The sequence below is a fragment of the Pseudomonas sp. GM21 genome, assembly GCF_000282215.1.
In the GTDB taxonomy this organism is placed as follows: Bacteria; Pseudomonadota; Gammaproteobacteria; order Pseudomonadales; family Pseudomonadaceae; genus Aquipseudomonas.
Genome location: NZ_AKJS01000031.1, coordinates 1 through 24,733 on the forward strand (window position 1 = coordinate 1; position 24,733 = coordinate 24,733).

Annotated in this window: 37 protein-coding genes; 4 read left to right on the forward strand and 33 right to left on the reverse strand. The window is 55.3% G+C overall.

Features of this window, described 5'->3' with window-relative positions:
• Positions 1 to 327 precede the first annotated feature (327 nt).
• From PMI22_RS23100 to PMI22_RS23090, 3 genes are all read left to right on the forward strand, one after another.
• Complete coding sequence (locus PMI22_RS23100; RefSeq protein ID WP_007943767.1) at positions 328 to 555, forward strand: hypothetical protein; 228 nt, start codon at positions 328 to 330, stop codon at positions 553 to 555.
• 142 nt (positions 556 to 697) lie between these two features.
• Positions 698 to 1,069, forward strand: a complete 372-nt coding sequence (locus PMI22_RS23095) for a type II toxin-antitoxin system RelE/ParE family toxin (protein ID WP_202949208.1) — start codon at positions 698 to 700, stop codon at positions 1,067 to 1,069.
• Positions 1,047 to 1,367 (forward strand): helix-turn-helix domain-containing protein, encoded by a 321-nt coding sequence (locus PMI22_RS23090; protein ID WP_007943769.1) that lies wholly within the window; start codon positions 1,047 to 1,049, stop codon positions 1,365 to 1,367. The genes PMI22_RS23095 and PMI22_RS23090 overlap by 23 nt, the downstream gene beginning before the upstream one ends.
• Positions 1,368 to 2,482: 1,115 nt before the next feature.
• Here the strand turns inward: PMI22_RS23090 and PMI22_RS31885 are convergent.
• From PMI22_RS31885 to PMI22_RS23075, 3 genes are all read right to left on the reverse strand, one after another.
• Positions 2,483 to 3,313 carry a hypothetical protein gene (locus PMI22_RS31885; RefSeq protein ID WP_007943771.1) on the reverse strand — a complete coding sequence of 277 codons (831 nt, stop codon included), beginning with the start codon at positions 3,311 to 3,313 and terminating at the stop codon, positions 2,483 to 2,485.
• 204 nt (positions 3,314 to 3,517) lie between these two features.
• Positions 3,518 to 4,042 (reverse strand): single-stranded DNA-binding protein, encoded by a 525-nt coding sequence (locus tag PMI22_RS23080; RefSeq protein ID WP_007896798.1) that lies wholly within the window; start codon positions 4,040 to 4,042, stop codon positions 3,518 to 3,520.
• A gap of 9 nt (positions 4,043 to 4,051) precedes the next feature.
• Positions 4,052 to 5,449 (reverse strand): MFS transporter, encoded by a 1,398-nt coding sequence (locus tag PMI22_RS23075; RefSeq protein WP_007943773.1) that lies wholly within the window; start codon positions 5,447 to 5,449, stop codon positions 4,052 to 4,054.
• 191 nt (positions 5,450 to 5,640) lie between these two features.
• On the opposite strand from PMI22_RS23075, the gene uvrA reads away from it, so the two are divergent.
• The gene (gene uvrA, locus PMI22_RS23070; protein WP_007943774.1) at positions 5,641 to 8,475 is read left to right on the forward strand and encodes an excinuclease ABC subunit UvrA; all 2,835 of its coding nucleotides are present in this window, start codon (positions 5,641 to 5,643) and stop codon (positions 8,473 to 8,475) included.
• A 66-nt stretch (positions 8,476 to 8,541) separates the two neighbouring features.
• Here uvrA and bfr read toward each other — a convergent pair whose 3' ends face one another.
• From bfr to rpsJ, 30 genes are all read right to left on the reverse strand, one after another.
• On the reverse strand, positions 8,542 to 9,006 hold the full coding sequence (bfr, locus tag PMI22_RS23065) for a bacterioferritin (protein ID WP_007943775.1): 465 nt from the start codon (positions 9,004 to 9,006) through the stop codon (positions 8,542 to 8,544).
• 149 nt (positions 9,007 to 9,155) lie between these two features.
• The gene (locus PMI22_RS23060) at positions 9,156 to 10,610 is read right to left on the reverse strand and encodes a catalase (protein ID WP_007943776.1); all 1,455 of its coding nucleotides are present in this window, start codon (positions 10,608 to 10,610) and stop codon (positions 9,156 to 9,158) included.
• A gap of 241 nt (positions 10,611 to 10,851) precedes the next feature.
• The gene (gene rplQ, locus PMI22_RS23055) at positions 10,852 to 11,238 is read right to left on the reverse strand and encodes a 50S ribosomal protein L17 (protein ID WP_007943777.1); all 387 of its coding nucleotides are present in this window, start codon (positions 11,236 to 11,238) and stop codon (positions 10,852 to 10,854) included.
• Between the two features lie 42 nt (positions 11,239 to 11,280).
• Entirely contained in the window at positions 11,281 to 12,282 is a 1,002-nt protein-coding gene (locus PMI22_RS23050; RefSeq protein ID WP_003186012.1) for a DNA-directed RNA polymerase subunit alpha, read from the reverse strand.
• Positions 12,283 to 12,304: 22 nt separating this feature from the next.
• Positions 12,305 to 12,925, reverse strand: a complete 621-nt coding sequence (rpsD, locus tag PMI22_RS23045) for a 30S ribosomal protein S4 (RefSeq protein ID WP_003210056.1) — start codon at positions 12,923 to 12,925, stop codon at positions 12,305 to 12,307.
• Between the two features lie 18 nt (positions 12,926 to 12,943).
• Positions 12,944 to 13,333: a 30S ribosomal protein S11 gene (gene rpsK, locus PMI22_RS23040; RefSeq protein ID WP_002555466.1), complete on the reverse strand. Its 390-nt coding sequence runs from the start codon at positions 13,331 to 13,333 to the stop codon at positions 12,944 to 12,946.
• A gap of 30 nt (positions 13,334 to 13,363) precedes the next feature.
• A complete protein-coding gene (gene rpsM, locus PMI22_RS0129155) occupies positions 13,364 to 13,720 on the reverse strand; it encodes a 30S ribosomal protein S13 (RefSeq protein ID WP_003186020.1) in 357 nt (118 codons plus the stop codon).
• A 130-nt stretch (positions 13,721 to 13,850) separates the two neighbouring features.
• Complete coding sequence (gene rpmJ / locus PMI22_RS0129160) at positions 13,851 to 13,967, reverse strand: 50S ribosomal protein L36 (protein WP_002555468.1); 117 nt, start codon at positions 13,965 to 13,967, stop codon at positions 13,851 to 13,853.
• Between the two features lie 27 nt (positions 13,968 to 13,994).
• The gene (gene secY / locus PMI22_RS23035; protein WP_007943780.1) at positions 13,995 to 15,323 is read right to left on the reverse strand and encodes a preprotein translocase subunit SecY; all 1,329 of its coding nucleotides are present in this window, start codon (positions 15,321 to 15,323) and stop codon (positions 13,995 to 13,997) included.
• Entirely contained in the window at positions 15,324 to 15,761 is a 438-nt protein-coding gene (gene rplO / locus PMI22_RS23030) for a 50S ribosomal protein L15 (RefSeq protein ID WP_007896782.1), read from the reverse strand.
• A gap of 3 nt (positions 15,762 to 15,764) precedes the next feature.
• A complete protein-coding gene (gene rpmD, locus PMI22_RS23025) occupies positions 15,765 to 15,941 on the reverse strand; it encodes a 50S ribosomal protein L30 (RefSeq protein WP_003186033.1) in 177 nt (58 codons plus the stop codon).
• Between the two features lie 2 nt (positions 15,942 to 15,943).
• Complete coding sequence (gene rpsE, locus PMI22_RS23020; protein WP_007943782.1) at positions 15,944 to 16,444, reverse strand: 30S ribosomal protein S5; 501 nt, start codon at positions 16,442 to 16,444, stop codon at positions 15,944 to 15,946.
• A gap of 3 nt (positions 16,445 to 16,447) precedes the next feature.
• Positions 16,448 to 16,798 (reverse strand): 50S ribosomal protein L18, encoded by a 351-nt coding sequence (gene rplR, locus PMI22_RS23015; protein ID WP_003186037.1) that lies wholly within the window; start codon positions 16,796 to 16,798, stop codon positions 16,448 to 16,450.
• 10 nt (positions 16,799 to 16,808) lie between these two features.
• A complete protein-coding gene (gene rplF / locus PMI22_RS23010; protein WP_003176412.1) occupies positions 16,809 to 17,342 on the reverse strand; it encodes a 50S ribosomal protein L6 in 534 nt (177 codons plus the stop codon).
• A 12-nt stretch (positions 17,343 to 17,354) separates the two neighbouring features.
• Positions 17,355 to 17,747: a 30S ribosomal protein S8 gene (gene rpsH, locus PMI22_RS23005; protein WP_003186040.1), complete on the reverse strand. Its 393-nt coding sequence runs from the start codon at positions 17,745 to 17,747 to the stop codon at positions 17,355 to 17,357.
• 209 nt (positions 17,748 to 17,956) lie between these two features.
• Positions 17,957 to 18,262, reverse strand: coding sequence for a 30S ribosomal protein S14 (gene rpsN / locus PMI22_RS23000; protein WP_003176414.1), 306 nt, complete (start codon positions 18,260 to 18,262; stop codon positions 17,957 to 17,959).
• Positions 18,263 to 18,275: 13 nt separating this feature from the next.
• A complete protein-coding gene (rplE, locus tag PMI22_RS22995; RefSeq protein ID WP_003176415.1) occupies positions 18,276 to 18,815 on the reverse strand; it encodes a 50S ribosomal protein L5 in 540 nt (179 codons plus the stop codon).
• A 20-nt stretch (positions 18,816 to 18,835) separates the two neighbouring features.
• The gene (gene rplX, locus PMI22_RS22990; protein ID WP_003176416.1) at positions 18,836 to 19,150 is read right to left on the reverse strand and encodes a 50S ribosomal protein L24; all 315 of its coding nucleotides are present in this window, start codon (positions 19,148 to 19,150) and stop codon (positions 18,836 to 18,838) included.
• 11 nt (positions 19,151 to 19,161) lie between these two features.
• Complete coding sequence (rplN, locus tag PMI22_RS22985; RefSeq protein WP_002555479.1) at positions 19,162 to 19,530, reverse strand: 50S ribosomal protein L14; 369 nt, start codon at positions 19,528 to 19,530, stop codon at positions 19,162 to 19,164.
• Positions 19,531 to 19,553: 23 nt separating this feature from the next.
• The gene (gene rpsQ / locus PMI22_RS22980) at positions 19,554 to 19,820 is read right to left on the reverse strand and encodes a 30S ribosomal protein S17 (protein ID WP_003176419.1); all 267 of its coding nucleotides are present in this window, start codon (positions 19,818 to 19,820) and stop codon (positions 19,554 to 19,556) included.
• A 2-nt stretch (positions 19,821 to 19,822) separates the two neighbouring features.
• Entirely contained in the window at positions 19,823 to 20,014 is a 192-nt protein-coding gene (gene rpmC, locus PMI22_RS22975) for a 50S ribosomal protein L29 (protein WP_002555481.1), read from the reverse strand.
• Positions 20,014 to 20,427, reverse strand: a complete 414-nt coding sequence (rplP, locus tag PMI22_RS22970) for a 50S ribosomal protein L16 (RefSeq protein WP_007943783.1) — start codon at positions 20,425 to 20,427, stop codon at positions 20,014 to 20,016. The genes rpmC and rplP overlap by 1 nt, the downstream gene beginning before the upstream one ends.
• Positions 20,428 to 20,439: 12 nt before the next feature.
• Complete coding sequence (gene rpsC, locus PMI22_RS22965; RefSeq protein WP_003176422.1) at positions 20,440 to 21,126, reverse strand: 30S ribosomal protein S3; 687 nt, start codon at positions 21,124 to 21,126, stop codon at positions 20,440 to 20,442.
• 13 nt (positions 21,127 to 21,139) lie between these two features.
• Positions 21,140 to 21,472, reverse strand: coding sequence for a 50S ribosomal protein L22 (gene rplV, locus PMI22_RS22960; protein ID WP_003103908.1), 333 nt, complete (start codon positions 21,470 to 21,472; stop codon positions 21,140 to 21,142).
• Positions 21,473 to 21,483: 11 nt separating this feature from the next.
• Positions 21,484 to 21,759, reverse strand: a complete 276-nt coding sequence (gene rpsS / locus PMI22_RS22955) for a 30S ribosomal protein S19 (protein WP_002555486.1) — start codon at positions 21,757 to 21,759, stop codon at positions 21,484 to 21,486.
• A gap of 16 nt (positions 21,760 to 21,775) precedes the next feature.
• A complete protein-coding gene (rplB, locus tag PMI22_RS22950; RefSeq protein ID WP_003176423.1) occupies positions 21,776 to 22,600 on the reverse strand; it encodes a 50S ribosomal protein L2 in 825 nt (274 codons plus the stop codon).
• Between the two features lie 14 nt (positions 22,601 to 22,614).
• Complete coding sequence (gene rplW, locus PMI22_RS22945) at positions 22,615 to 22,914, reverse strand: 50S ribosomal protein L23 (RefSeq protein WP_002555488.1); 300 nt, start codon at positions 22,912 to 22,914, stop codon at positions 22,615 to 22,617.
• A complete protein-coding gene (gene rplD / locus PMI22_RS22940; protein WP_007896707.1) occupies positions 22,911 to 23,513 on the reverse strand; it encodes a 50S ribosomal protein L4 in 603 nt (200 codons plus the stop codon). The genes rplW and rplD overlap by 4 nt, the downstream gene beginning before the upstream one ends.
• Positions 23,514 to 23,525: 12 nt before the next feature.
• Positions 23,526 to 24,161 (reverse strand): 50S ribosomal protein L3, encoded by a 636-nt coding sequence (gene rplC / locus PMI22_RS22935; protein ID WP_003186059.1) that lies wholly within the window; start codon positions 24,159 to 24,161, stop codon positions 23,526 to 23,528.
• 80 nt (positions 24,162 to 24,241) lie between these two features.
• Positions 24,242 to 24,553: a 30S ribosomal protein S10 gene (gene rpsJ, locus PMI22_RS22930; RefSeq protein WP_003186070.1), complete on the reverse strand. Its 312-nt coding sequence runs from the start codon at positions 24,551 to 24,553 to the stop codon at positions 24,242 to 24,244.
• Positions 24,554 to 24,733: the final 180 nt, after the last annotated feature.

A 24,733-nucleotide genomic window follows, 5' to 3' on the forward strand; every position in this document is an offset into this window, starting at 1 on the left:
ACGCGCCATGCCTGGCGCACCAAAAAAAAGCCCACCAGGGTGGGCTTAGATGAGGGGTGCCATTTAACGAAAACACCGTCATTCGCACTGGATGCACCAGATTGAGAATTTTTCGCATTTACTGTTAACCCGCTTTTCGGCGATTTTCGGAAACCCCCGGAAAAAGGCCCCTGGCGCAGGCCCTAGGCTGTCTTGGCAAGCACGGGGTAAGGGTTCTCCGGAGAACCGTTAGGGGGCCTTTCCAGAGCTGAAAAGCATGCAAACCCACCCCAAAACGCCGCTTGCCCAGGGCCTATGCTGGGCGCTACTTTTTGAGATGGACTGAACATGTTCGATTTTTGGAAAAAACGCCGCGAGGCCAAGCAACAGCGCCAAGCTGACCAGGTGCAGCGCGCCCAGGACGCCGAGCAGCAGCGGAAGATCGAGCAGTTGTTGCGTACCCAGAAGGAGTTCCTGGCGCTATACGAGCAGCCGGCCAGGCCTGCGACCTTGCAAGACGAGCTGGCCCGCGTGAAAGCGAGTATTGAGCGGGGCCTGAGGAATGATCGGGGGTGATTCAACGTGAGCCGCTGGTTTTTTGCGCCTGGCATTTAACGATAATCCCGTTTATTCGCAGTCCAGCTGGCCCTGGCGCCGGGCTAAAATCTTTGACGCCTATACCACCTAGTGGTACATTATTAATGACTAGGGAGATGCTATACCGATGAGGGTGTTCAAGACCAAAGGCTTTGCTGCAACAGCAAAGAAAGCCGACATTCCGGATACCGAGCTGTGTGAAGCGATGCAGGAAGTAGCGAAGGGACAGGGTGTCGATTTAGGCGGCGGCGTATGGAAAAAGCGCCTGAACGAAAACCGCCATCGCTCCATCATCTTGGCGAAGGGCGGTGACTACTGGGTGTATCAGTTCCTGTTTGCCAAGAGCGACCTCGATAACATTGGCAAGAAGGAGTTGGCGGCGTTCAAGAAGCTGGCCAAGGCCTACGAGGCCCTGAGCAACGAGCAAATCAAACTTCTGCTGAAGCAGAAGGAATTCATGGAGATCTGCAATGGCGAAAAAATTCAAAAGTGAAGCGTTCAAGTCGATTCACAGCTCTGCCAGCGCACTGCTGGCCATCGGTGCTATCGACAAAGCCACGATGCGCGAATTCGATGAGACCTGCATTGCCGAGGTGCCTGACGAAATCAAGCCTGCGCAGATCAAGAAAATCCGTCAGCGCAGCCACGTCAGCCAGCCGATCTTTGCCCGGTACTTGAACACCAGCGCATCGACGGTCAAGCAGTGGGAAGCCGGCGACAAGCGCCCGAGCGGGATGGCGCTCAAGCTGCTCACCATCGTGGAAAAGCACGGTATCGAGATACTGGCTTAAACCTGTCCACACATAGGCCCTCTGCTAAAGCAGAGGGCTGTGCAAAGCCTCGCTTCGGAGGGGCTTTTTCGTGGTGCGCCAGGCATGGCGCGTTGCGCGCAAGCGCAATCAGCTTGGCTGTGGTGGCCACGCTGGTGACTTGGAGGTGAAAGTCCTCTACACACCCGGCAAGGGGAAGTGTTAGCCAGAGGCAAGGGTGTCGTGGGTGACTGCGAATCTGAGGAAGCCCGAGGCAAAATGCTGGCCTGACGAACAGGAAGCGGATTAGGCGGTGCAGCGGGGTAAGAAGGCCAATATCTTCAAAGCCCAATACTTGCACGGAGCGCTGTGACGTAGATCCGACAGGCATAAGCAGGAAGGTCGCGCGAATTACCCTGGGAGATCTGTTTAGCCTGCCATGTGCTACCGGCGCCGTGAGGTGACGGGATGGGCGACAGAAGTCAGCAGAGGCCGTAGTAGTTGCTCGAAGCCGGAGCAATCAAGGGCTGAACCTGCCATGAGTGGATAGTCGGGTGTGATCTCTGCTGGAGCGTAAAGCAGAAACTCCGCGCAGCGGGGGGTCGAGACCATCAGGAGGTAGGAGCCGGTAGCTCCGAGGGCCGGTCTGGGCGCTTAGATACCACAGGCGACACATCAACGGAACCAAGCTCGCTTACGTTGTTTGTCAGTAGGCAGGAACCGCCGTATACGGAACCGTATGTACGGTGGTGTGAGAGGACGGCGGGGGCAATCCCGCCTCCTGCTCGATCCTGAAATTTAACGATAATCACGTTATTCGTAACGCGGCGGTCACTTGCCGGTGGCCGCTCGAACTATTTTCAAATCACCCGACGAACGGTAGCGATTTACGGCTGATTCAGAATCTCGCCAAGCTAAATAAAAGACATACGAGAGAATTTACCGATGTCTTTAAACCTCAACCTAAACAGTTTGCTCTTGGTCGTTACCATCTTCGTCACTCTACACGGCCTCATTCCACCAGCCCCGCCGGCCCCCAATCCCGTCGTGGCCCTGCCGTTGATGATTTGCCCCCGGTGATGCCGGGGTACTTTCCTGACCTTGGCGTACCAGTAGCAGCACCCAGCCATCGACTAAGTGAATATTGACCATATGGCTTACAGTCGAATCCGCTCCACCTCATCCAGGCTGACTCCATCGCTGCGCCGGTCATAGAGCTGCGTGGTACGGGTTCTCCCCAATCGTTTAACTCTGGGCGGACTGCGGCGCTGGTCGACAGGACTCATGCCTCGCCGAACTACATGAATCGAAGTAATAGCACCAAACTTGATGTCTTGGATACGCAGGCTTAATAACTCACCTGTTCGCAACCCCAAGAATACCAATAAACAAACCATCAAGAAGTTGCGAAGTCTACCGCGACTGTCTCTTCCAAATAGCACTGTCCCTTCAGGGTCAAGTGCGTCCTGAAGAAACTGCGCTTGGTCTAATGTCAGGTGTTTATGGTACGAGCGGTTACCTTCAGGTGACTGCATCGAGTCGAGCAACATCCTGACCAACTTATCCTTCATATCACTCAGCCGTTTCCGCTGAATCTCAGAAGTGCCAGGATCGGCAATCAATTCATCAAAATACCAAGCCATATGTTTGCTTGCTGTACTGATGCGCTTATTGGCAGTGCCGGGGCTAACCGCCAACTTTACGACAACTGACGCACTTGAGGGCCGACGAAGTCGCTCGACCAGACTGGTTATTTCAGCTTCAGTAAATTGCCGCCCAGAACGTAGACGCTCGTAAAGATCGATTCTCCTAACTCTCGCCCAGTCATGAACAACTAACAGTTCCTGCATATTGCGTGACTGCGTGGCGAACGCGCGTTGGCGGCGTGACAACATCCAGTCACAGGCCTCAGGTACTGGCAAATCTTGGTCGTCCAACAGTATCGGCAACCGATCGCCAGTGGGAAAGATCACTTGTTCTATGCGCATGACCTACCTCCGAATCCTTTACATTCGGTTTAGCGCGTTTCCTTTACTTGTCAAAAGCGGTTTATCCGGTTTTCCAATCCCTGCTTTACAGTCACAAAAAGAAAGCCCTCAGGTTTCTTTACAAACCTAAGGGCTTCCAGTTTTAAATCTTAGTGAAAACAGCTAGTTATAAAAAATTCTTTACATAACTAGGTTTTATCCGGACTAGAACGGGATATCGTCATCAAAGCTGTCGAAATCCGGAGCCGGCTGAGGAGCGGCCTGCTGCTGTGGAGCCGGACGCGACTGTTGCGGAGCCGACTGCTGCGGACGCGGAGCCTGTTGGCGTGGAGCCGGGGCGGACTGCTGGTAGTTGTTGCCCCCGCCTTGTTGGTCGCCCTGTTGTGGACGGCCGCCCAGCAGTTGCATGGTGCCTTGCATGTCGACCACGATTTCAGTGGTGTAACGCTTGATACCGTCTTTTTCCCACTCGCGGGTCTGCAGCTTGCCTTCGATGTACACCTGCGAGCCTTTACGCAGGTATTCGCCGGCGATTTCGGCAACCTTGCCGAACATCGAAACACGGTGCCATTCGGTCTTCTCGACCTTCTGACCGGTTTGCTTGTCGGTCCATTGTTCGCTGGTCGCCAGACTCAGGTTGGTCACGGCGTTACCGTTAGGCAAGTAGCGAACTTCGGGATCCTGGCCGCAAGTGCCGACCAATATGACTTTGTTAACCCCACGGGCCATAACGTTCTCCTAGGCTACGCACGCTGCCTCGGCCGGGTTGTTCACCAGGCGCTCAAGGGTGGTGCGATCCAATAGTTCGGTGTCCAATTTGATGTAAATCGCCGCTTCGTCTGCGATGATCACTGCATCTGTTACCCCTACGACAGCCTTCAGGCGCTCGACCAGACCCGCTTCGCGGATCGCCTCGGGCGACAACGGCACGCGCAGACTCGTTACGTAGGGAGGTTCACGCATGGTAACAGCAAAGGCCAACCAGAGGGCAGCCAGACCGGCGCATCCAAGGAACACAACCGACAGACCGCCATGCTGATACATCCAGCCGCCGAGGATACCGCCCAGTGCCGAACCGAGGAACTGGCTGGTGGAATAAACCCCCATCGCCGTGCCCTTGCCACCTGCTGGTGAAACCTTGCTGATCAGCGAAGGCAACGAAGCTTCCAGCAGATTGAACGCAGTGAAAAACACCACTGTCCCGATCACCAGAGCCCGCAAGCCATCGCCGAACTGCCAGAAGAATAGCTCAGTGAGCATCAGCGTCACGACGGCGCCGAGCAAAACTCGTTTCATTTTGCGTCTCTTCTCGCCGTAGATAATGAACGGGATCATGGCGAAGAAGGAAATCAATAGCGCGGTCAGGTACACCCACCAATGCTGCTCTTTGGGCAAACCGGCTTTTTCGACCAGTGCCAACGGCAATGCCACGAAGCTCGACATCAACATCGCGTGCAACACAAAAATGCCGAGGTCCAGGCGCAGCAGATCCGGGTGCTTGAGCGTCGGCATCAACGCCTGGCGCGCGACACCCGACTCGCGGTGCTGTAACGGACCGGTGGATTTCGGCACCATGAACATCACGATGACGATGCCGAACAACGCCATGCCGCCCGTGGCGAGAAAAAGTCCGGACAGGCCAAAAGCACGGGTAAGCAACGGCCCGACCACCATGGCAACAGCGAATGACAGACCAATCGTCATGCCGATCATGGCCATCGCTTTGGTCCGATGCTGTTCGCGAGTCAGGTCTGACAACAACGCCATGACGGCGGCAGAAATCGCCCCCGCGCCTTGCAGGATTCGCCCGGCGATGACGCCCCAGATCGAATCGGCATTGGCCGCCAGCACGCTGCCCAGGGCGAAGACGATCAGCCCCAGGTAAATCACCGGACGGCGTCCAATGCGGTCGGAAATGACGCCGAAAGGAATCTGGAAGATTGCCTGGGTCAGGCCGTAAGCGCCGATCGCCAACCCGATCAGGGCCGGTGTCGCGCCTGCCAGATCCATCCCATAGGTCGCCAGTACCGGCAACACCATGAACATGCCAAGCATACGGAAGGCGAACACCAGGGCCAGACCGCTTGCTGCGCGGGTCTCACTGCCACTCATGCGTTCGCTGTGGGGATCGTGCATGGAAAAACCTCATGTGAACCGGCCGCGATTCTACCAGTCCCATCGAATGACAGGGTATATCGCGACGCTTTGACGCGTTCGGCTGACAGACTCTTCATGTAAGACAATCACCCACTCGTTTGACAGTGTGCATCCATCCAGTATTTGGCCGTATACTCCTACGTTTTCGACGCCCGCCAAGCGAGGCTACTTTGGACAAGATCCTGATTCGTGGGGCCCGGACCCACAACCTGAAGAACATCGACCTGACCCTGCCACGGGACAAGCTGATCGTCATCACCGGCCTGTCCGGGTCGGGCAAATCGTCCCTGGCATTCGACACGCTGTACGCCGAAGGCCAGCGCCGCTACGTCGAATCACTGTCGGCCTACGCCCGCCAGTTTTTGTCGATGATGGAAAAACCGGACGTCGACACCATCGAAGGTCTGTCGCCCGCCATTTCCATCGAACAAAAGTCGACCTCGCACAACCCGCGCTCGACAGTCGGCACCATCACCGAAATCTACGACTACCTGCGTCTGTTGTATGCGCGCGTGGGTATTCCGCGCTGCCCGGATCACGACATTCCACTGGAAGCACAAACTGTCAGCCAGATGGTCGACCTGGTCCTCGCTCAACCGGAGGGCAGCAAACTGATGCTGCTGGCGCCGGTGATCCGCGAGCGCAAAGGCGAACACCTGTCAGTCTTCGAAGAATTGCGTGCACAAGGTTTTGTGCGAGCGCGAGTCAATGGCCGACTCTGCGAGCTGGACGAGTTGCCGAAACTGGATAAACAGAAGAAGCACACGATTGATGTCGTGGTCGACCGTTTCAAGGTGCGTGCCGATCTGCAACAGCGTCTGGCCGAGTCGTTCGAGACTGCACTGAAACTGGCTGACGGCATTGCGCTGGTTGCGCCGATGGATGACGAGCCAGGTGAAGAGATGATCTTCTCCGCCCGCTTCGCTTGCCCGATCTGCGGCCATGCCATCAGCGAACTGGAACCCAAGCTGTTCTCCTTCAACAACCCGGCCGGCGCATGCCCGACTTGTGATGGCCTGGGCGTTAAGCAGTTTTTCGACATCAAGCGCTTGGTGAACGGCGAGCTTACATTGGCCGAGGGCGCGATTCGTGGCTGGGACAGGCGCAACGTCTATTACTTCCAGATGCTCGGGTCGTTGGCGTCCCACTACAAATTCAGCCTGGAAGTACCGTTCAACGAACTGCCGGCCGATCAGCAGAAATTCATCCTGCATGGCAGCGGCTCGCAGAATGTCGATTTCAAATACCTGAACGACCGTGGCGACATCGTTAAACGCTCACACCCGTTCGAAGGCATCGTGCCGAACCTTGAACGCCGCTATCGCGAAACCGAGTCCGCTTCGGTACGTGAAGAACTGGCCAAATTCCTCAGCACTCAAGCATGCCCGGATTGCCGTGGCACGCGCCTGCGTCGCGAGGCGCGGCACGTTTGGGTGGGTGAGAAGACGCTGCCTGCGGTGACCAACCTGCCGATTGGCGATGCCTGTGAATACTTCGGTGCACTGAAGCTGACGGGCCGTCGCGGCGAGATCGCCGACAAGATTCTCAAGGAGATCCGTGAGCGTCTGCAGTTCCTGGTTAACGTTGGTCTCGACTACTTGTCGCTGGATCGCAGTGCCGACACCTTGTCCGGCGGTGAAGCTCAGCGGATTCGTCTGGCCAGCCAGATCGGTGCCGGCCTTGTAGGGGTTTTGTACATCCTCGACGAACCGTCGATTGGTCTGCACCAACGGGACAATGATCGATTGCTCGGTACGCTCAAGCACCTGCGCGACATCGGCAACACGGTGATTGTGGTCGAGCACGACGAAGACGCGATTCGTCTGGCGGACTATGTGGTGGATATCGGTCCGGGCGCGGGCATACACGGCGGGCATATCGTCGCCGAAGGTACACCGGCCGAGGTCATGGCGCACCCTGACTCGTTGACCGGCAAATATTTGTCGGGGCGGGTGAAGATCGCCGTTCCGACCAATCGCACACCGCGCAACAAGAAGTTGTCGCTGTCGCTCAAGGGTGCTCGCGGCAACAATTTGCGCAATGTCGATCTGGACATCCCGATCGGTCTGCTGACCTGCGTGACCGGCGTGTCCGGCTCCGGCAAGTCGACGCTGATCAACAACACGCTGTTTCCTTTGAGCGCTACGGCACTCAATGGCGCGACAACGCTGGAAGCTGCCGCGCACGACAGCATCAAGGGCCTGGAGCATCTGGACAAGGTCGTCGACATTGACCAAAGCCCTATCGGCCGCACGCCGCGCTCCAACCCCGCGACCTATACTGGGTTGTTCACACCGATTCGCGAGCTGTTCGCTGGCGTGCCGGAGTCGCGTTCACGCGGTTATGGTCCGGGCCGCTTCTCCTTCAACGTGAAGGGCGGACGTTGCGAGGCCTGCCAGGGCGATGGCTTGATCAAGGTGGAAATGCACTTCCTGCCCGACATCTATGTCCCTTGTGACGTCTGCAAGAGCAAGCGCTACAACCGCGAAACCCTTGAGATCAAGTACAAGGGCAAGAGCATCCACGAAACCCTCGAGATGACCATCGAGGAAGCCCGGGTGTTCTTCGACGCGGTTCCAGCACTGGCGCGCAAACTTCAGACGCTGATGGATGTTGGCCTGTCGTACATCAAGCTGGGGCAATCGGCGACCACGCTATCCGGTGGTGAGGCGCAGCGGGTGAAACTGTCCCGAGAACTGTCCAAGCGCGATACCGGGAAGACGCTGTACATCCTCGATGAGCCAACCACTGGACTGCACTTCGCTGACATCCAGCAACTGCTCGATGTATTGCATCGCCTTCGCGACCACGGCAACACCGTGGTGGTGATCGAGCATAACCTCGACGTGATCAAGACCGCTGACTGGTTGGTGGACCTCGGCCCAGAGGGCGGTTCCAAGGGCGGGCAGATCATTGCCGTCGGCACTCCGGAAGAAGTGTCCGAGATGAAGCAGTCCCACACCGGCTTCTACCTCAAGCCGCTGCTGGAGCGCGATCGGGCCTGAATCCAGCGCAAAAAGAAAGCCCCTGTCACTTGCTCAGTGACAGGGGCTTTTTTTGTTTCGGTGCAATCAGGCGTGAGATTGGAGGTAGTTCTCTAGACCGATCAACTTGATCAGCCCCATCTGCTTTTCAAGCCAGTAGGTGTGATCTTCTTCGGTGTCATGCAATTGAACCCGCAGCATCTCGCGGCTGACATAGTCCTTGTGCTGCTCGCAGAGCTTGATGCCCTTGCAGAGCGCGGCGCGGACTTTGTATTCCAGTCGCAGGTCGGCGGCGAGCATGTCTGGCACGGTGGTGCCCACATCAAGATCGTCGGGACGCATGCGAGGCGTGCCTTCGAGCATCAGAATCCGACGCATCAGGGCATCAGCATGCCCGGCTTCTTCTTCCATCTCGTGGTTGATACGTTCGTAGAGCTTGGTGAAACCCCAGTCCTCATACATCCGCGAATGGACGAAATATTGATCACGCGCCGCCAGTTCGCCGGTCAGCAACGTGTTGAGGTAATCGATTACGTCTGGGTGGCCTTGCATCGCCCTACATCTCCCTGCTTGAAAGTCTGTAGTTTGAACCAAGGCGACCGTTTGGTCACTTCGTTTGCGCGATAAAAGCGAAGATATTCTGAGAAAAGTAGTTTAAATAACGCAAAAACCGCCCAATCGAGGGCGCTTCTGCTTCTCATTTAGACTTCGTTAAGCTGTACGTTGAGCAGCTTTGCGATTGCTTCTCCATACGCTGGATCGGCTTTGTAGAAATGCTGCAATTGGCGATCAACTACATCGCTGGAAACCCCGGCCATAGCGCCGGCAATGTTGTTCACCAACAGCGTTTTCTGCTCATCGCTCATCAAACGGAACAACGCGCCGGCATGGCTGTAGTAATCGGTGTCTTCGCGATGATCGTAACGATCAGCCGCGCCACTGAGTGCCAAGGGCGGCTCCGCATAGCGAGGCGCTTGCTTCGGCGATTCGACGTAGCTGTTTGGCTCATAGTTAGGTGCGGCACCGCCGTTACTGCCAAACGCCATCGAACCATCGCGCTGGTAGCTGTTCACCGGGCTACGAGGCGCGTTCACCGGCAGTTGCTGGTGATTGGTGCCAACGCGGTAGCGGTGAGCATCCGCGTAAGCAAATACGCGACCTTGCAGCATACGATCAGGCGACAAACCAACGCCCGGTACCATGTTGCTCGGACCGAATGCAGCTTGCTCGACTTCAGCAAAGTAGTTCATTGGGTTGCGATTGAGTTCCAACTCACCCACTTCGATCAACGGAAACTCTTTCTGTGACCAGGTTTTGGTCACATCGAACGGGTTCTCGTAGTGCGCCGCCGCCTGAGCCTCGGTCATGATCTGGATGCACACACGCCATTTCGGGAAGTCACCACGTTCGATTGCGCCGAACAGGTCGCGCTGGGCGTAATCAGGATCGTTACCCGCCAGGCGTGCGGCTTCTGCCGGCGCGAGGTTCTTGATCCCTTGCTTTGTCTTGTAGTGCCACTTCACCCAATGCCGCTCGCCATTAGCGCTGATCAGGCTGTACGTGTGGCTGCCGAAGCCGTGCATATGCCGGTAGCCATCAGGTATGCCGCGATCCGAGAACAGGATGGTGACCTGGTGCAGCGCCTCAGGCGAATGCGACCAGAAGTCCCACATCATCTGCGCGCTTTTCAAATTACTTTGCGGCAGGCGTTTTTGAGTGTGAATAAAATCCGGAAATTTCAAAGGATCGCGAATGAAGAACACGGGCGTGTTATTGCCGACGATGTCCCAGTTGCCTTCCTCGGTATAGAACTTCAGGGCGAAGCCACGTGGATCGCGTTCGGTATCGGCCGAACCACGCTCACCGCCGACGGTGGAAAACCGCAGGAACGCTGGGGTTTGCTTGCCAACTGACTCGAACAGTTTGGCGCTGGAGTACTGGGTGATGTCACGCGTGACGGTGAACGTGCCGTAGGCACCCGACCCCTTGGCGTGGACACGGCGTTCCGGGATGTTTTCACGGTTGAAATGGGCAAGCTTCTCGATCAGGTGAAAGTCGTCGAGCAGCAGTGGGCCACGTGGGCCGGCGGAGCGGGAATTCTGGTTATCGGCGACAGGAGCGCCACTGGCGGTGGTAAGCGTTTTACTTTGGCTCATGCGATCTCTTCCCTTGTCAGTTTTGGAACTGCCGGCTAATCGGCCTGGGACGGAGTATTGACCATTGATCAGGAAGGCTACAAATTCATTAATTTGCAGATATCAATAGAAAAATACTACCAACGCATCCCGTTCACAGCATGACGGCATGGACCGCAAAGAAGCTTGTATAAACAGCGCGCGTTTTTACAGACACAAAAAACCGGGCACTAGGCCCGGTTCTTCGTTTCAGACTGACGTCTTACTCAGCGGATACAGCTTCACCGCCGGTAGCACGATCAACCAACTCGACGTACGCCATAGGCGCGTTGTCGCCAGTGCGGAAGCCGCACTTGAGGATGCGCAGGTAGCCACCCTCACGGGTAGCGTAACGCTTGCCCAGGTCGTTGAAGAGCTTACCAACGATAGCTTTCGAACGAGTACGGTCGAAAGCCAGACGGCGGTTAGCCAGGCTGTCTGTCTTGGCCAAAGTGATCAGCGGCTCAGCAACGCGACGCAGTTCTTTAGCTTTCGGCAGTGTAGTTTTGATCAGCTCGTGCTCGAACAGCGACACTGCCATGTTTTGAAACATGGCCTTGCGGTGCGAGCTAGTGCGGCTCAGGTGACGACCACTTTTACGATGACGCATGGTTCATTCCTTACCAAACACGACGTTCGGTGATTACGACGATCAGGCAGTCGCCTTGTCGTCCTTCTTAAGACTTGCAGGCGGCCAGTTGTCGAGGCGCATGCCGAGGGACAGACCGCGGGAGGCCAGAACGTCCTTGATTTCAGTCAAGGATTTCTTGCCAAGGTTCGGAGTCTTCAACAGCTCTACTTCGGTACGCTGAATCAGGTCACCGATGTAGTAGATGTTTTCCGCCTTAAGGCAGTTAGCCGAACGTACAGTCAGTTCCAGATCGTCAACCGGGCGAAGCAGGATCGGATCGATCTCGTCTTCCTGCTCGACAACCACTGGCTCACTGTCACCTTTGAGATCGACGAACGCAGCCAACTGCTGTTGCAGAATGGTTGCAGCGCGGCGGATAGCCTCTTCAGGATCCAGAGTACCGTTGGTTTCCAGATCAATAACCAGCTTGTCCAGGTTAGTACGCTGTTCGACACGGGCGTTTTCCACCACGTATGCGATACGGCGAACCGGGCTGAACGAAGAGTCAAGCTGCAAGCGACCGATGCTGCGGCTTTCGTCTTCATCGCTCTGACGCGAGTCTGCCGGTTCATAACCACGACCACGAGCTACGGTGAGCTTCATGTTCAGGGCGCCGTTAGACGCCAGGTTAGCGATTACGTGATCGGGGTTAACGATCTCGACATCATGATCCAGCTGAATATCGGCAGCGGTAACCACCCCCGAACCCTTCTTCGACAAGGTCAGCGTAACTTCGTCACGACCGTGCAGCTTGATAGCCAGACCTTTAAGGTTCAACAGGATTTCAATTACGTCTTCCTGTACGCCTTCGATGGCGCTGTACTCATGGAGTACACCGTCAATCTCGGCCTCGACTACTGCACAGCCGGGCATTGAGGACAACAGGATGCGGCGCAGCGCGTTGCCCAGGGTGTGGCCAAAACCACGCTCGAGAGGCTCGAGAGTGATCTTGGCGCGGGTTGGACTGACAACCTGCACATCAATGTGGCGGGGTGTCAGGAACTCATTTACCGAAATCTGCATGGATGCACCTATTTTCTAGCCCTTACTTGGAGTAGAGCTCGACAATCAGGCTTTCGTTGATGTCGGCGGACAGATCACTGCGAGCTGGAACGTTCTTGAAAACGCCCGACTTCTTCTCAGTGTCTACTTCTACCCATTCTACGCGGCCACGTTGGGCACACAGATCGAGAGCTTGGACAATGCGAAGTTGGTTCTTTGCTTTCTCGCGAATCGCGACCACGTCACCAGCACGAACCTGGTAGGACGGTACGTTTACGGTCTGACCGTTAACGCTGACGGATTTGTGCGATACCAGCTGACGGGATTCGGCACGAGTAGAGCCAAAACCCATACGGTATACAACGTTGTCCAGACGGCATTCGAGCAGTTGCAGCAGGTTTTCACCGGTTGCACCTTTCTTGCCAGCAGCTTCTTTGTAGTAGCCGCTGAATTGACGCTCGAGAACGCCGTAGATACGACGGACCTTCTGCTTTTCACGCAGTTGGGTGCCGTAATCGGACTGGCGACCGCGGCGTTGGCCGTGGATACCAGGTGCTGCTTCAATGTTGCACTTCGATTCGATCGCGCGCACGCCGCTCTTCAGAAAGAGATCGGTGCCTTCGCGACGAGCGAGTTTGCATTTTGGACCAATGTAACGAGCCATTCTTTACAATCTCCTGGATTACACGCGGCGCTTCTTCGGCGGACGGCACCCGTTGTGCGGGATTGGCGTCACGTCGGTGATGCTGGCGATCTTGTAGCCACAGCCGTTCAAAGCGCGGACTGCAGATTCACGACCTGGGCCTGGACCTTTGACGTTAACGTCGAGGTTTTTCAGACCGTATTCCAGCGCAGCTTGACCAGCACGTTCAGCAGCTACTTGAGCAGCAAACGGGGTGGACTTGCGGGAACCGCGGAAACCCGAACCACCGGAGGTAGCCCAGGAAAGAGCGTTGCCTTGACGGTCGGTGATGGTCACGATTGTGTTGTTAAAAGATGCATGGATGTGGGCGATGCCATCAACCACTGTCTTTTTAACTTTTTTACGAGGACGAGCAGCAGGTTTTGCCATGATAATTTTCCTGTCGATTCGCGGGGGCGATTACTTGCGGATCGGCTTACGCGGACCTTTACGGGTACGCGCGTTAGTCTTGGTACGCTGACCGCGCACTGGAAGACCACGACGATGACGCAGACCGCGATAGCAACCGAGGTCCATCAAACGCTTGATTTTCATGTTGATTTCGCGACGCAGGTCACCTTCAGTGGTGAACTTCGCCACTTCGCCACGCAGCTGTTCAATCTGCTCGTCGCTCAGATCTTTGATCTTTGCGGCTGGGTTTACCCCAGTCACTGCACAGATCTTCTGTGCAGTAGTGCGACCAACACCATAGATGTAGGTCAGCGAGATAACAGTATGCTTGTTATCTGGAATGTTAACGCCTGCAATACGGGCCATTCAGTGGGACTCCAATTGACAGCTACCTACGCCCCGGAAGCCAAGAAATAGGGCGCGAGATAATATCGCTGTAATAACAAATAATCAACCCGGTAGCGCACTAGCTACCGGGCTTGAAGCACAATCACACTCAGCCTTGGCGCTGTTTGTGACGCGGTTCCGCGCTGCAAATTACTCGAACGACACCTTCGCGGCGAATAATTTTGCAGTTACGGCACAGCTTTTTCACCGATGCACGAACTTTCATCACCAACTCCTCGAACCTTATGGGTACTCAGCGCAACATGCCGCTGCCGTAACCCTTCAGGTTGGCTTTCTTCATCAGGGATTCGTACTGGTGCGAAACGAGGTGCGATTGTACTTGGGACATGAAGTCCATCACAACCACGACGACGATCAGCAACGAGGTCCCGCCAAGGTAGAACGGTACGTTTGCTGCAACCACCAGGAACTGGGGAAGCAGACACACGGCCGTCATATAAAGAGCACCGAACAGAGTCAAACGGGTCAAAACGCCATCAATATAGCGCGCAGACTGTTCGCCCGGACGGATACCCGGAATAAAGGCACCGGACTTCTTCAGGTTTTCCGCTACGTCTTTCGGATTGAACATCAACGCCGTATAGAAGAAGCAGAAGAAAATAATCCCTGCACTAAACAGCAGAATATTCAACGGCTGACCAGGAGCGATCGACTGCGAGATGTCCTGCAACCAGCCCATACCTTCAGACTGACCAAACCAGGCACCCAACGAAGCCGGGAACAGCAAAATGCTGCTCGCGAAAATGGCCGGAATAACACCGGCCATGTTCACCTTCAGCGGCAAGTGGCTCGTCTGCGCAGCAAACACCTTACGGCCCTGCTGACGCTTGGCGTAGTGAACAGCAATACGACGCTGACCACGCTCAATGAACACCACAAAACCGATAATCGCTACTGCCAGCAAACCGATGGCAACCAAGGCGAAGATGTTGATATCACCCTGACGTGCAGACTCAAAAGACTGCCCTATTGCTCTCGGAAGACCGGCGACGATACCCGAAAAAATCAACATCGAGATACCGTTGCCAACACCACGCTCAGTAATCTGCTCACCCAGCCACATCATGAACATCGCACCAGCCACAAAAGTGGTTACCGCGACGAAATGGAAGCTAAAGTCACCAGTGAACGAAACGCCCTGCCCCGCCAGACCAATGGACATGCCAATAGCCTGGACAAGAGCAAGAGCGACAGTGAGGTAGCGGGTGTACTGGCTGATCTTGCGACGGCCAGCTTCACCTTCCTTCTTCAACTGCTCCAGCTGCGGGCTGACGGCGGTCATCAGCTGCATGATGATCGATGCCGAAATGTACGGCATGATCCCCAGTGCAAAGATACTCATCCGCTCCAGCGCGCCGCCGGAAAACATGTTGAACAAGCTAAGAATGGTCCCCTCATTCTGTCGAAACAGGTCCGCGAGTCGGTCCGGGTTGATACCTGGAACCGGGATGTGTGCGCCTATTCGGTAGACGATAATCGCCAGGAACAGAAAACGCAGACGAGCCCAGAGTTCAGACATACCGCCTTTGCCGAGCGCAGAGAGAGCACCTTGCTTAGCCATTTATTCCTCGAACTTGCCGCCAGCTGCTTCGATAGCCGCACGCGCACCTTTGGTGGCGCCGATTCCCTTTCCGATGGTGACAGCGCGAGTAACTTCGCCGGACAGCATGATTTTCACACGCTGTACGTTGACGTTGATCACGTTGGCATCTTTCAGGGACTGCACGGTGACGATGTCGCCTTCCACTTTAGCCAGCTCGGACAGACGCACTTCTGCGCGATCCATGGCCTTCAGGGAAACGAAACCGAACTTCGGCAGGCGACGATGCAGCGGCTGTTGACCGCCTTCAAAGCCTGGAGCAATGGTGCCACCGGAGCGGGAGGACTGACCTTTGTGGCCACGGCCACCGGTCTTGCCCAAACCACTACCGATACCACGGCCCGGACGATGCTTTTCGCGACGGGAACCCGGCGCTGGACTCAGATCATTGAGTTTCATCGATTAACCCTCGACACGCAGCATGTAGTAAGCCTTGTTGATCATCCCGCGATTCTCGGGAGTATCAAGTACTTCTACAGTGTGACCGATGCGACGCAGACCCAGACCCTTAACGCACAGTTTGTGGTTAGGGATGCGGCCGGTCATGCTTTTGATCAGCGTAACTTTAACGGTAGCCATGATCAGAAGATCTCCTTGACGCTTTTGCCACGCTTGGCGGCAATGGATTCAGGAGACTGCATAGCTTTCAAACCTTTGAAAGTGGCGTGAACCACGTTTACCGGGTTAGTCGAGCCGTAGCACTTGGCCAGAACGTTCTGAACGCCAGCAACTTCGAGGACAGCACGCATAGCGCCGCCAGCGATGATACCGGTACCTTCAGAAGCAGGCTGCATGTACACCTTCGAAGCGCCGTGACCGGACTTCATTGCGTACTGCAGAGTGGTGCCGTTCAGGTCAACTTGGATCATGTTGCGGCGAGCAGCTTCCATTGCCTTCTGGATCGCAGCAGGCACTTCACGTGACTTGCCACGGCCGAAGCCAACACGCCCTTTACCATCACCAACCACGGTCAACGCGGTGAAAGTGAAGATACGGCCGCCTTTAACGGTTTTGGCTACGCGGTTAACTTGAACCAGCTTCTCGATGTAGCCTTCGTCGCGCTTTTGGTCGTTATTTGACATAACTTAGAACTCCAGCCCAGCTTCACGAGCAGCATCAGCCAGCGCCTTGACGCGGCCGTGGTACTTGAAGCCAGAGCGGTCGAAAGCCACCTGCGAGACGCCAGCGGCTTTAGCACGCGTAGCGACCAGCTGGCCAACCTTAGTGGCCGCGTCGATGTTGCCAGTGGCGCCATCACGCAGTTCTTTATCCAAAGTCGAGGCAGATGCCAGGACTTTGTTGCCGTCGGCCGAAATGACCTGGGCGTAGATGTGCTGCGACGAGCGGAACACGCAGAGACGCACGACTTCGAGTTCGTGCATTTTCAGGCGTGCTTTGCGAGCGCGACGCAGTCGAGTAACTTTTTTGTCGGTCATTTGCTATGCCCTACTTCTTCTTGGCTTCTTTACGACGGACGACTTCGTCCGCGTAGCGCACACCTTTGCCTTTGTACGGCTCTGGTGGACGGAAGTCGCGGATCTCGGCGGCCACTTGACCTACCAGCTGCTTATCGATGCCCTTGATCAGGATATCGGTCTGGCTAGGAGTCTCAGCGGTGATGCCTTCCGGCAGTTCATAATCCACTGGGTGCGAGAAGCCAAGAGCCAGGTTCAGCACTGTGCCTTTTGCTTGCGCTTTGTAACCAACACCGACCAGCTGGAGCTTGCGCTCGAAGCCTTGGCTTACGCCTTGGACCATGTTGTTTACCAACGCACGAGTGGTACCAGCCATTGCGCGAGTTTGTTGATCGCCATTGCGAGCAGCGAAACGCAGCTCACCAGCTTCTTCAACGATCTCAACGGACGAATGGATGTTCAGTTCGAGAGTGCCCTTGGCACCCTTCACCGAAAGCTGTTGGCCTGCGAATTTGACTTCGACACCGGCTGGCAGCTTAACGGGGTTCTTAGCGACGCGTGACATGCTTATCCCCCCTTAGAACACAGTGCAAAGAACTTCGCCGCCGACACCGGCAGCGCGCGCAGCACGATCCGTCATCACACCTTTGTTGGTGGAGACGATAGACACACCGAGACCGCCACGAACTTTTGGCAGATCATCGACGGACTTGTACTGACGCAGGCCTGGACGGCTAACGCGCTTCACTTCTTCGATGACCGGACGGCCTTCGAAGTACTTCAGCTCGATGGACAGCAGTGGCTTGATTTCGCTGCTGATCTGATAACCCGCAATGTAACCTTCGTCCTTCAGGACTTTGGCAACAGCTACCTTCAAAGTAGAAGATGGCATGCTTACGACGGACTTTTCAGCCATCTGGGCATTACGGATTCGAGTTAGCATGTCCGCTAACGGGTCCTGCATACTCATGGGCTAGACGCTCCTAATACAAAAAAATTAGCCTTGCGGCTACTACTTGTCGCCGAGCTCATCCATGCGGAAAAAGCACAGGCTCAGGCGAGCCGGGTATTCTAGACACACCCCACAAATGAATCAAGCCCCAAAAGGGGCTTGATTCAAGTTCAAGGTCACCGGTGGTCAGGATCTTGCGATCCCGAACACCGAGACTTTGATAGTGCTTACCAGCTGGCTTTAACCAGACCAGGTACGTCACCACGCATTGCAGCTTCACGCAGTTTGTTACGGCCGAGGCCGAACTTGCGGTAAACGCCGTGTGGACGACCGGTCAGGCGGCAGCGGTTACGCATGCGCGAGGCGCTTGCGTCACGTGGCTGCTTCTGCAGAGCTACTGTAGCTTCCCAACGCGCTTCTGGACTTGCGTTCAGATCAACGATGATAGCTTTCAGTGCTGCACGCTTTTTGGCGTACTTGGCAACCGTGAGCTGACGCTTCAGCTCGCGGTTTTTCATGCTCATCTTGGCCATTTTCCTACTCCAATCAGTTGCGGAACGGGAATTTGAAAGCACGCAACAGGGCGCGACCTTCATCATCGTTCTTGGCAGTGGTGGTCAGGGTAATGTCCAGACCGCGGAGAGCATCGATCTTGTCGTAGTCGATTTCCGGGAAGATGATCTGCTCTTTAACGCCCATGCTGTAGTTACCACGACCATCGAAGGACTTGGCATTCAGGCCGCGGAAGTCGCGAACCCGAGGCAGGGAGATCGACAGCAGACGATCCAGGAACTCGTACATACGCTCACGGCGCAGAGTCACTTTGACGCCGATCGGCCAACCTTCACGGACTTTAAAGCCAGCGATGGATTTCCGAGCGTAGGTCACAACGACTTTCTGGCCGGTGATCTTTTCCAGGTCGGCAACAGCGTGCTCGATGACTTTTTTGTCACCGACCGCTTCGCCCAAACCCATGTTCAGGGTGATTTTTGTAACGCGTGGAACTTCCATCACGTTCGAAAGCTTAAGTTCTTCCTTAAGTTTCGGTGCGATTTCCTTCCAGTAAATCTCTTTTAGTCGTGCCATGGTCTTCTACCTAGCAGTGTTCAAGCATCAACCGCTTTTTGGGTCGACTTGAAGACACGAATTTTCTTGCCGTCTTCTACTTTGAAACCAACGCGGTCAGCCTTGTTGGTTTCGCCGTTGAAAATGGCGACGTTAGAAGCGTCCAGTGGAGCTTCTTTTTCGACGATACCGCCTTGTACGCCCGACATCGGGTTAGGCTTGGTATGACGCTTAACCAGGTTCAGACCGCCGATAACCAGACGGTTATTAGCGAGAACCTTAAGCACCTTACCGCGCTTACCTTTGTCTTTGCCGGCGATCACGATGATCTCGTCGTCACGACGAATCTTTTGCATGTCGGATCTCCTTACAGCACTTCTGGGGCGAGCGAGACGATCTTCATGAACTTCTCAGTACGAAGTTCACGGGTCACTGGCCCAAAGATACGGGTGCCGATCGGCTCTTGCTTGTTGTTCAGAAGAACAGCAGCGTTGCCATCAAAGCGGATAATGGAGCCATCAGCACGACGTACGCCGTGACGAGTGCGGACTACAACAGCAGTCATCACTTGGCCTTTTTTCACTTTACCGCGAGGAATTGCTTCCTTCACGGTAACTTTGATGATGTCACCGATACCAGCGTAACGACGATGGGAGCCACCCAGCACCTTGATGCACATAACACGGCGAGCGCCGCTGTTATCGGCCACATCGAGCATGGATTGAGTCTGAATCATATAATTTCTCCGACCCCTAGTCCTTAGACTTCCACAGCGCGTTCGAGAACATCAACCAGCGCCCAAGACTTGGTCTTGGCCAAAGGACGAGTTTCACGAATAGTGACTTTGTCGCCGATGTGGCACTGATTGGTTTCGTCGTGCGCGTGCAGCTTAGTCGAACGCTTAACGTATTTACCGTAGATCGGGTGCTTTACGCGACGCTCGATCAGTACGGTGATGGTTTTGTCCATCTTGTCGCTGACAACACGGCCAGTCAGCGTACGGACAGTTTTTTCGGCTTCAGCCATGATTACTTACCTGCCTGCTGGTTGAGCACAGTCTTCACGCGAGCGATGTCACGCTTAACTTGCGAGAGCAGATGAGACTGCCCCAACTGGCCAGTTGCTTTCTGCATACGCAGATTGAACTGGTCGCGCAGCAAGCCGAGCAGTTGCTCGTTCAGCTGCTGTGCGGATTTTTCACGAAGTTCATTCGCTTTCATCACATCACCGTCCGTTTAACAAAGGCGGTGGCGAGCGGCAGCTTTGCAGCAGCCAGGGCAAAAGCCTCACGCGCCAGCTCTTCAGAAACACCCTCGATTTCATACAGGACTTTACCTGGCTGAATCTGGGCAACCCAGTACTCCACACTACCCTTACCTTTACCCATCCGAACTTCGAGGGGCTTTTTGGAAATAGGCTTGTCCGGGAATACACGGATCCAGATCTTGCCGCCACGTTTAACGTGACGGGTCAGAGCACGACGCGCTGACTCGATCTGACGAGCGGTGAGACGACCACGAGCTACAGACTTCAGCGCATATTCGCCGAAGCTGACTTTGCTACCGCGCTGTGCCAGACCACGGTTGTGGCCTGTCATCTGCTTGCGGAACTTCGTACGCTTTGGTTGCAACATTTGGCGTACCCCTTACTTAGCAGCTTTTTTACGAGGCGCTGGTGCTTGTGGTTTCAGTTCTTCTTGGCGACCACCAATTACTTCGCCTTTGAAGATCCAAACCTTTACACCGATCACACCGTAAGTGGTGTGAGCTTCGTAGTTGGCATAGTCGATGTCGGCACGCAGGGTGTGCAGTGGCACACGACCTTCGCGATACCATTCAGTACGTGCGATTTCAGCACCGCCGAGACGACCGCTCACTTGGATTTTGATGCCTTTGGCACCAATGCGCATGGCGTTCTGAACAGCGCGCTTCATAGCGCGACGGAACATTACGCGACGCTCCAGCTGCTGAGCTACGCTCTGCGCAACCAGCATACCGTCGAGCTCCGGCTTGCGGATCTCTTCGATATTGATGTGCACAGGCACACCCATTTGCTTGGTCAGGTCCTGACGCAGTTTCTCAACATCCTCACCTTTCTTCCCGATAACGATACCTGGACGAGCGGTGTGGATGGTGATACGTGCAGTCTGCGCCGGACGATGGATATCGATACGGCTTACGGACGCGCTTTTTAGTTTGTCTTGGAGATATTCACGCACCTTCAGATCAGCGAACAAATAGTCCGCATAAGTCCGACCGTCTGCGTACCAGACGGAGGTGTGCTCCTTGACGATTCCCAGGCGAATGCCAATGGGATGTACTTTCTGACCCATCTCTTCGACTCCGTTACTTGTCAGCAACCTTGACAGTGATATGGCAAGACCGCTTGACGATGCGATCAGCACGGCCTTTGGCACGTGGCATGATGCGCTTCAGCGAACGCCCTTCGTTGACGAAAACGGTGCTGACTTTAAGGTCATCAACGTCTGCGCCTTCGTTATGCTCGGCGTTGGCTACGGCCGACTCCAGCACTTTCTTCATGATCTCGGCGGCTTTCTTACTGCTGAAAGCCAACAAGTTGAGCGCTTCGCCCACCTTCTTCCCGCGGATCTGGTCGGCGACCAAGCGGGCTTTCTGGGCGGAGATTCGAGCGCCCGACAACTTAGCGGCTACTTCCATTTCCTAACCCCTTAACGCTTGGCTTTCTTGTCTGCCACGTGCCCACGATAAGTGCGGGTACCGGCGAACTCGCCCAGTTTGTGGCCGACCATGTCTTCGTTAACGAGAACTGGGACGTGTTGACGACCGTTGTGTACTGCGATGGTCAAACCGACCATTTGTGGCAGGATCATCGAACGACGCGACCAGGTTTTCACCGGTTTGCGATCATTCTTTTCCGCCGCCACTTCGATCTTCTTCAGTAGGTGAAGATCGATAAAAGGACCTTTTTTCAGAGAACGTGGCACTGTCGTATCCCTCTATTTACTTGCGACGACGGACGATCATTTTGTCGGTACGCTTATTACCACGAGTCTTCGCGCCCTTAGTCGGGAAGCCCCATGGCGATACCGGATGACGACCACCAGAGGTACGACCTTCACCACCACCATGTGGGTGGTCAACCGGGTTCATGGCAACACCACGAACGGTTGGGCGAACGCCACGCCAGCGTTTGGCACCAGCTTTACCCAGCGAACGCAGGCTGTGCTCGGAGTTCGAGACTTCGCCCAGGGTCGCGCGGCATTCAGCCAGCACTTTACGCATCTCACCAGAACGCAGACGCAGGGTCACGTAGACGCCTTCACGAGCGATCAGCTGAGCAGAAGCACCAGCGGAACGAGCGATTTGCGCGCCTTTACCTGGCTTCAATTCGATGCCGTGTACGGTGCTACCAACTGGAATGTTACGCAGTTGCAGAGCGTTGCCCGGCTTGATCGGTGCCAGAGCACCTGCGATCAGCTGGTCGCCAGCGCTCACGCCTTTAGGGGCGATGATGTAGCGACGCTCGCCATCTGCGTACAGCAGCAGAGCGATGTGAGCAGTACGGTTTGGATCGTATTCGATACGCTCGACAGTGGCAGAAATGCCATCTTTGTCGTTGCGACGGAAATCGACCAGACGATAATGCTGCTTATGGCCACCACCGATGTGACGAGTGGTAATACGACCATTGTTGTTACGACCACCAGTCTTCGATTTTTTCTCGAGCAGCGGTGCGTGAGGAGCGCCTTTATGCAGCTCCTGGTTGACCACCTTGACCACAAAACGGCGGCCAGGGGAAGTCGGTTTGCATTTAACGATTGCCATGATGCACCCCTTCCTTACTCAGCACTGCTGCTGAAATCGAGATCTTGGCCTGGCTGAAGGGAGATAACTGCCTTCTTCCAGTCATTACGCTTGCCCAGACCGCGAGCAGTGCGCTTGCTCTTACCCAGAACATTCAGGGTAGTAACACGCTCTACTTTCACGCTGAACAGGCTTTCGACGGCCTTCTTGATTTCCAGCTTGGTTGCATCAGTTGCAACCTTGAAAACGAACTGGCCTTTCTTGTCAGCCAGAACCGTAGCCTTCTCGGAAACGTGCGGGCCAAGCAGAACTTTAAATACGCGTTCCTGGTTCATCCCAGCAGCTCCTCGAATTTCTTCACGGCCGACACGGTGATCAACACCTTGTCGTATGCGATCAGACTAACTGGATCGGAACCTTGCACGTCACGTACATCAACGTGTGGCAGGTTGCGAGCAGCCAGGTACAGGTTCTGATCAACGACTTCAGACACGATCAAGACGTCAGTCAAGCCCATGCCAGTCAGTTTGTTCAGCAGATCTTTGGTCTTCGGTGCATCAACAGCGAAGTCCTGAACCACAACCAGACGATCAGTACGCACCAGCTCAGCAAGGATGGAACGCATTGCTGCGCGATACATCTTCTTGTTCAGCTTCTGGGTGTGATCCTGAGGACGAGCTGCGAAAGTGGTACCGCCGCCACGCCAGATTGGGCTACGGATAGTACCGGCACGAGCACGGCCAGTACCTTTCTGACGCCATGGGCGCTTACCGCCACCACGAACGTCGGAACGGGTCTTTTGCTGCTTGGAACCCTGACGGCCGCCGGCCATGTAGGCCACGACTGCTTGGTGAACCAGCGTCTCGTTGAATTCGCCGCCAAATGTCAGTTCGGAAACTTCGATCGCTTGAGCGTCATTTACATTTAATTGCATGTCAGCTTCCCCTTAACCGCGAGCCTTGGCTGCTGGACGTACAACCAAGTTGCCGCCAGTAGCGCCAGGAACAGCGCCCTTGACCAACAACAGATTGCGTTCAGCGTCCACGCGCACTACTTCGAGGGACTGCACGGTCACGCGCTCAGCGCCCATATGACCGGACATTTTTTTGCCCTTGAATACACGACCAGGAGTCTGGCACTGGCCGATAGAGCCTGGAACGCGGTGGGACACGGAGTTACCGTGGGTATTATCTTGCCCGCGGAAGTTCCAACGCTTGATCGTACCCTGGAAGCCTTTACCCTTGGACTGACCGGTTACATCAACCAGTTGACCAGCAGCGAAGATTTCAGCGTTGATCAGATCGCCGGCCTGGTACTCGCCTTCTTCAAGACGGAATTCCATTACGGTACGACCAGCGGCAACGTTCGCCTTAGCGAAGTGGCCAGCTTGAGCAGCTGTAACACGCGAAGCACGACGCTCGCCTACAGTGACTTGCACTGCACGGTAGCCATCGGTCTCTTCAGTTTTGAACTGGGTGACGCGATTCGGTTCGATCTCAATGACCGTGACCGGAATGGAGACACCTTCTTCGGTGAAAATACGGGTCATACCGCATTTACGACCGACTACACCAATAGTCATGTTGTAAACCTCATGAGTGTACGGGGCTTTCACCCGCTATGGCCGCCCATTTCAGAGCGTTACACGACTAAGACCGAGTCTTAGCCGAGGCTGATCTGCACTTCCACACCGGCCGCAAGATCAAGCTTCATAAGAGCATCAACGGTTTTATCCGTTGGCTGGACGATGTCCAGAACGCGCTTATGAGTACGGATCTCGTACTGGTCACGCGCGTCTTTGTTGACGTGCGGGGAGACCAGAACGGTGAACCGCTCTTTACGGGTAGGCAGTGGAATTGGACCACGCACTTGAGCACCAGTACGTTTCGCGGTTTCCACGATTTCCTGGGTGGATTGGTCGATCAGGCGATGGTCAAAAGCCTTCAACCTGATACGGATTTGCTGATTTTGCATTGGATTTCAGACTCCGGCTGCTATTCCCACCGAGCGCAATACGCCCGTTAAAAGGAGGCGCAATTCTATAGACGCCCCAGATAGGTGTCAACCCAATAAAAAAGCCCCCCGCTGAGCGGAGGGCTTTTTCAAGTCATCAAAGCTTACTCAAAAAGAGCTTACTCGATGATTTTGGCTACG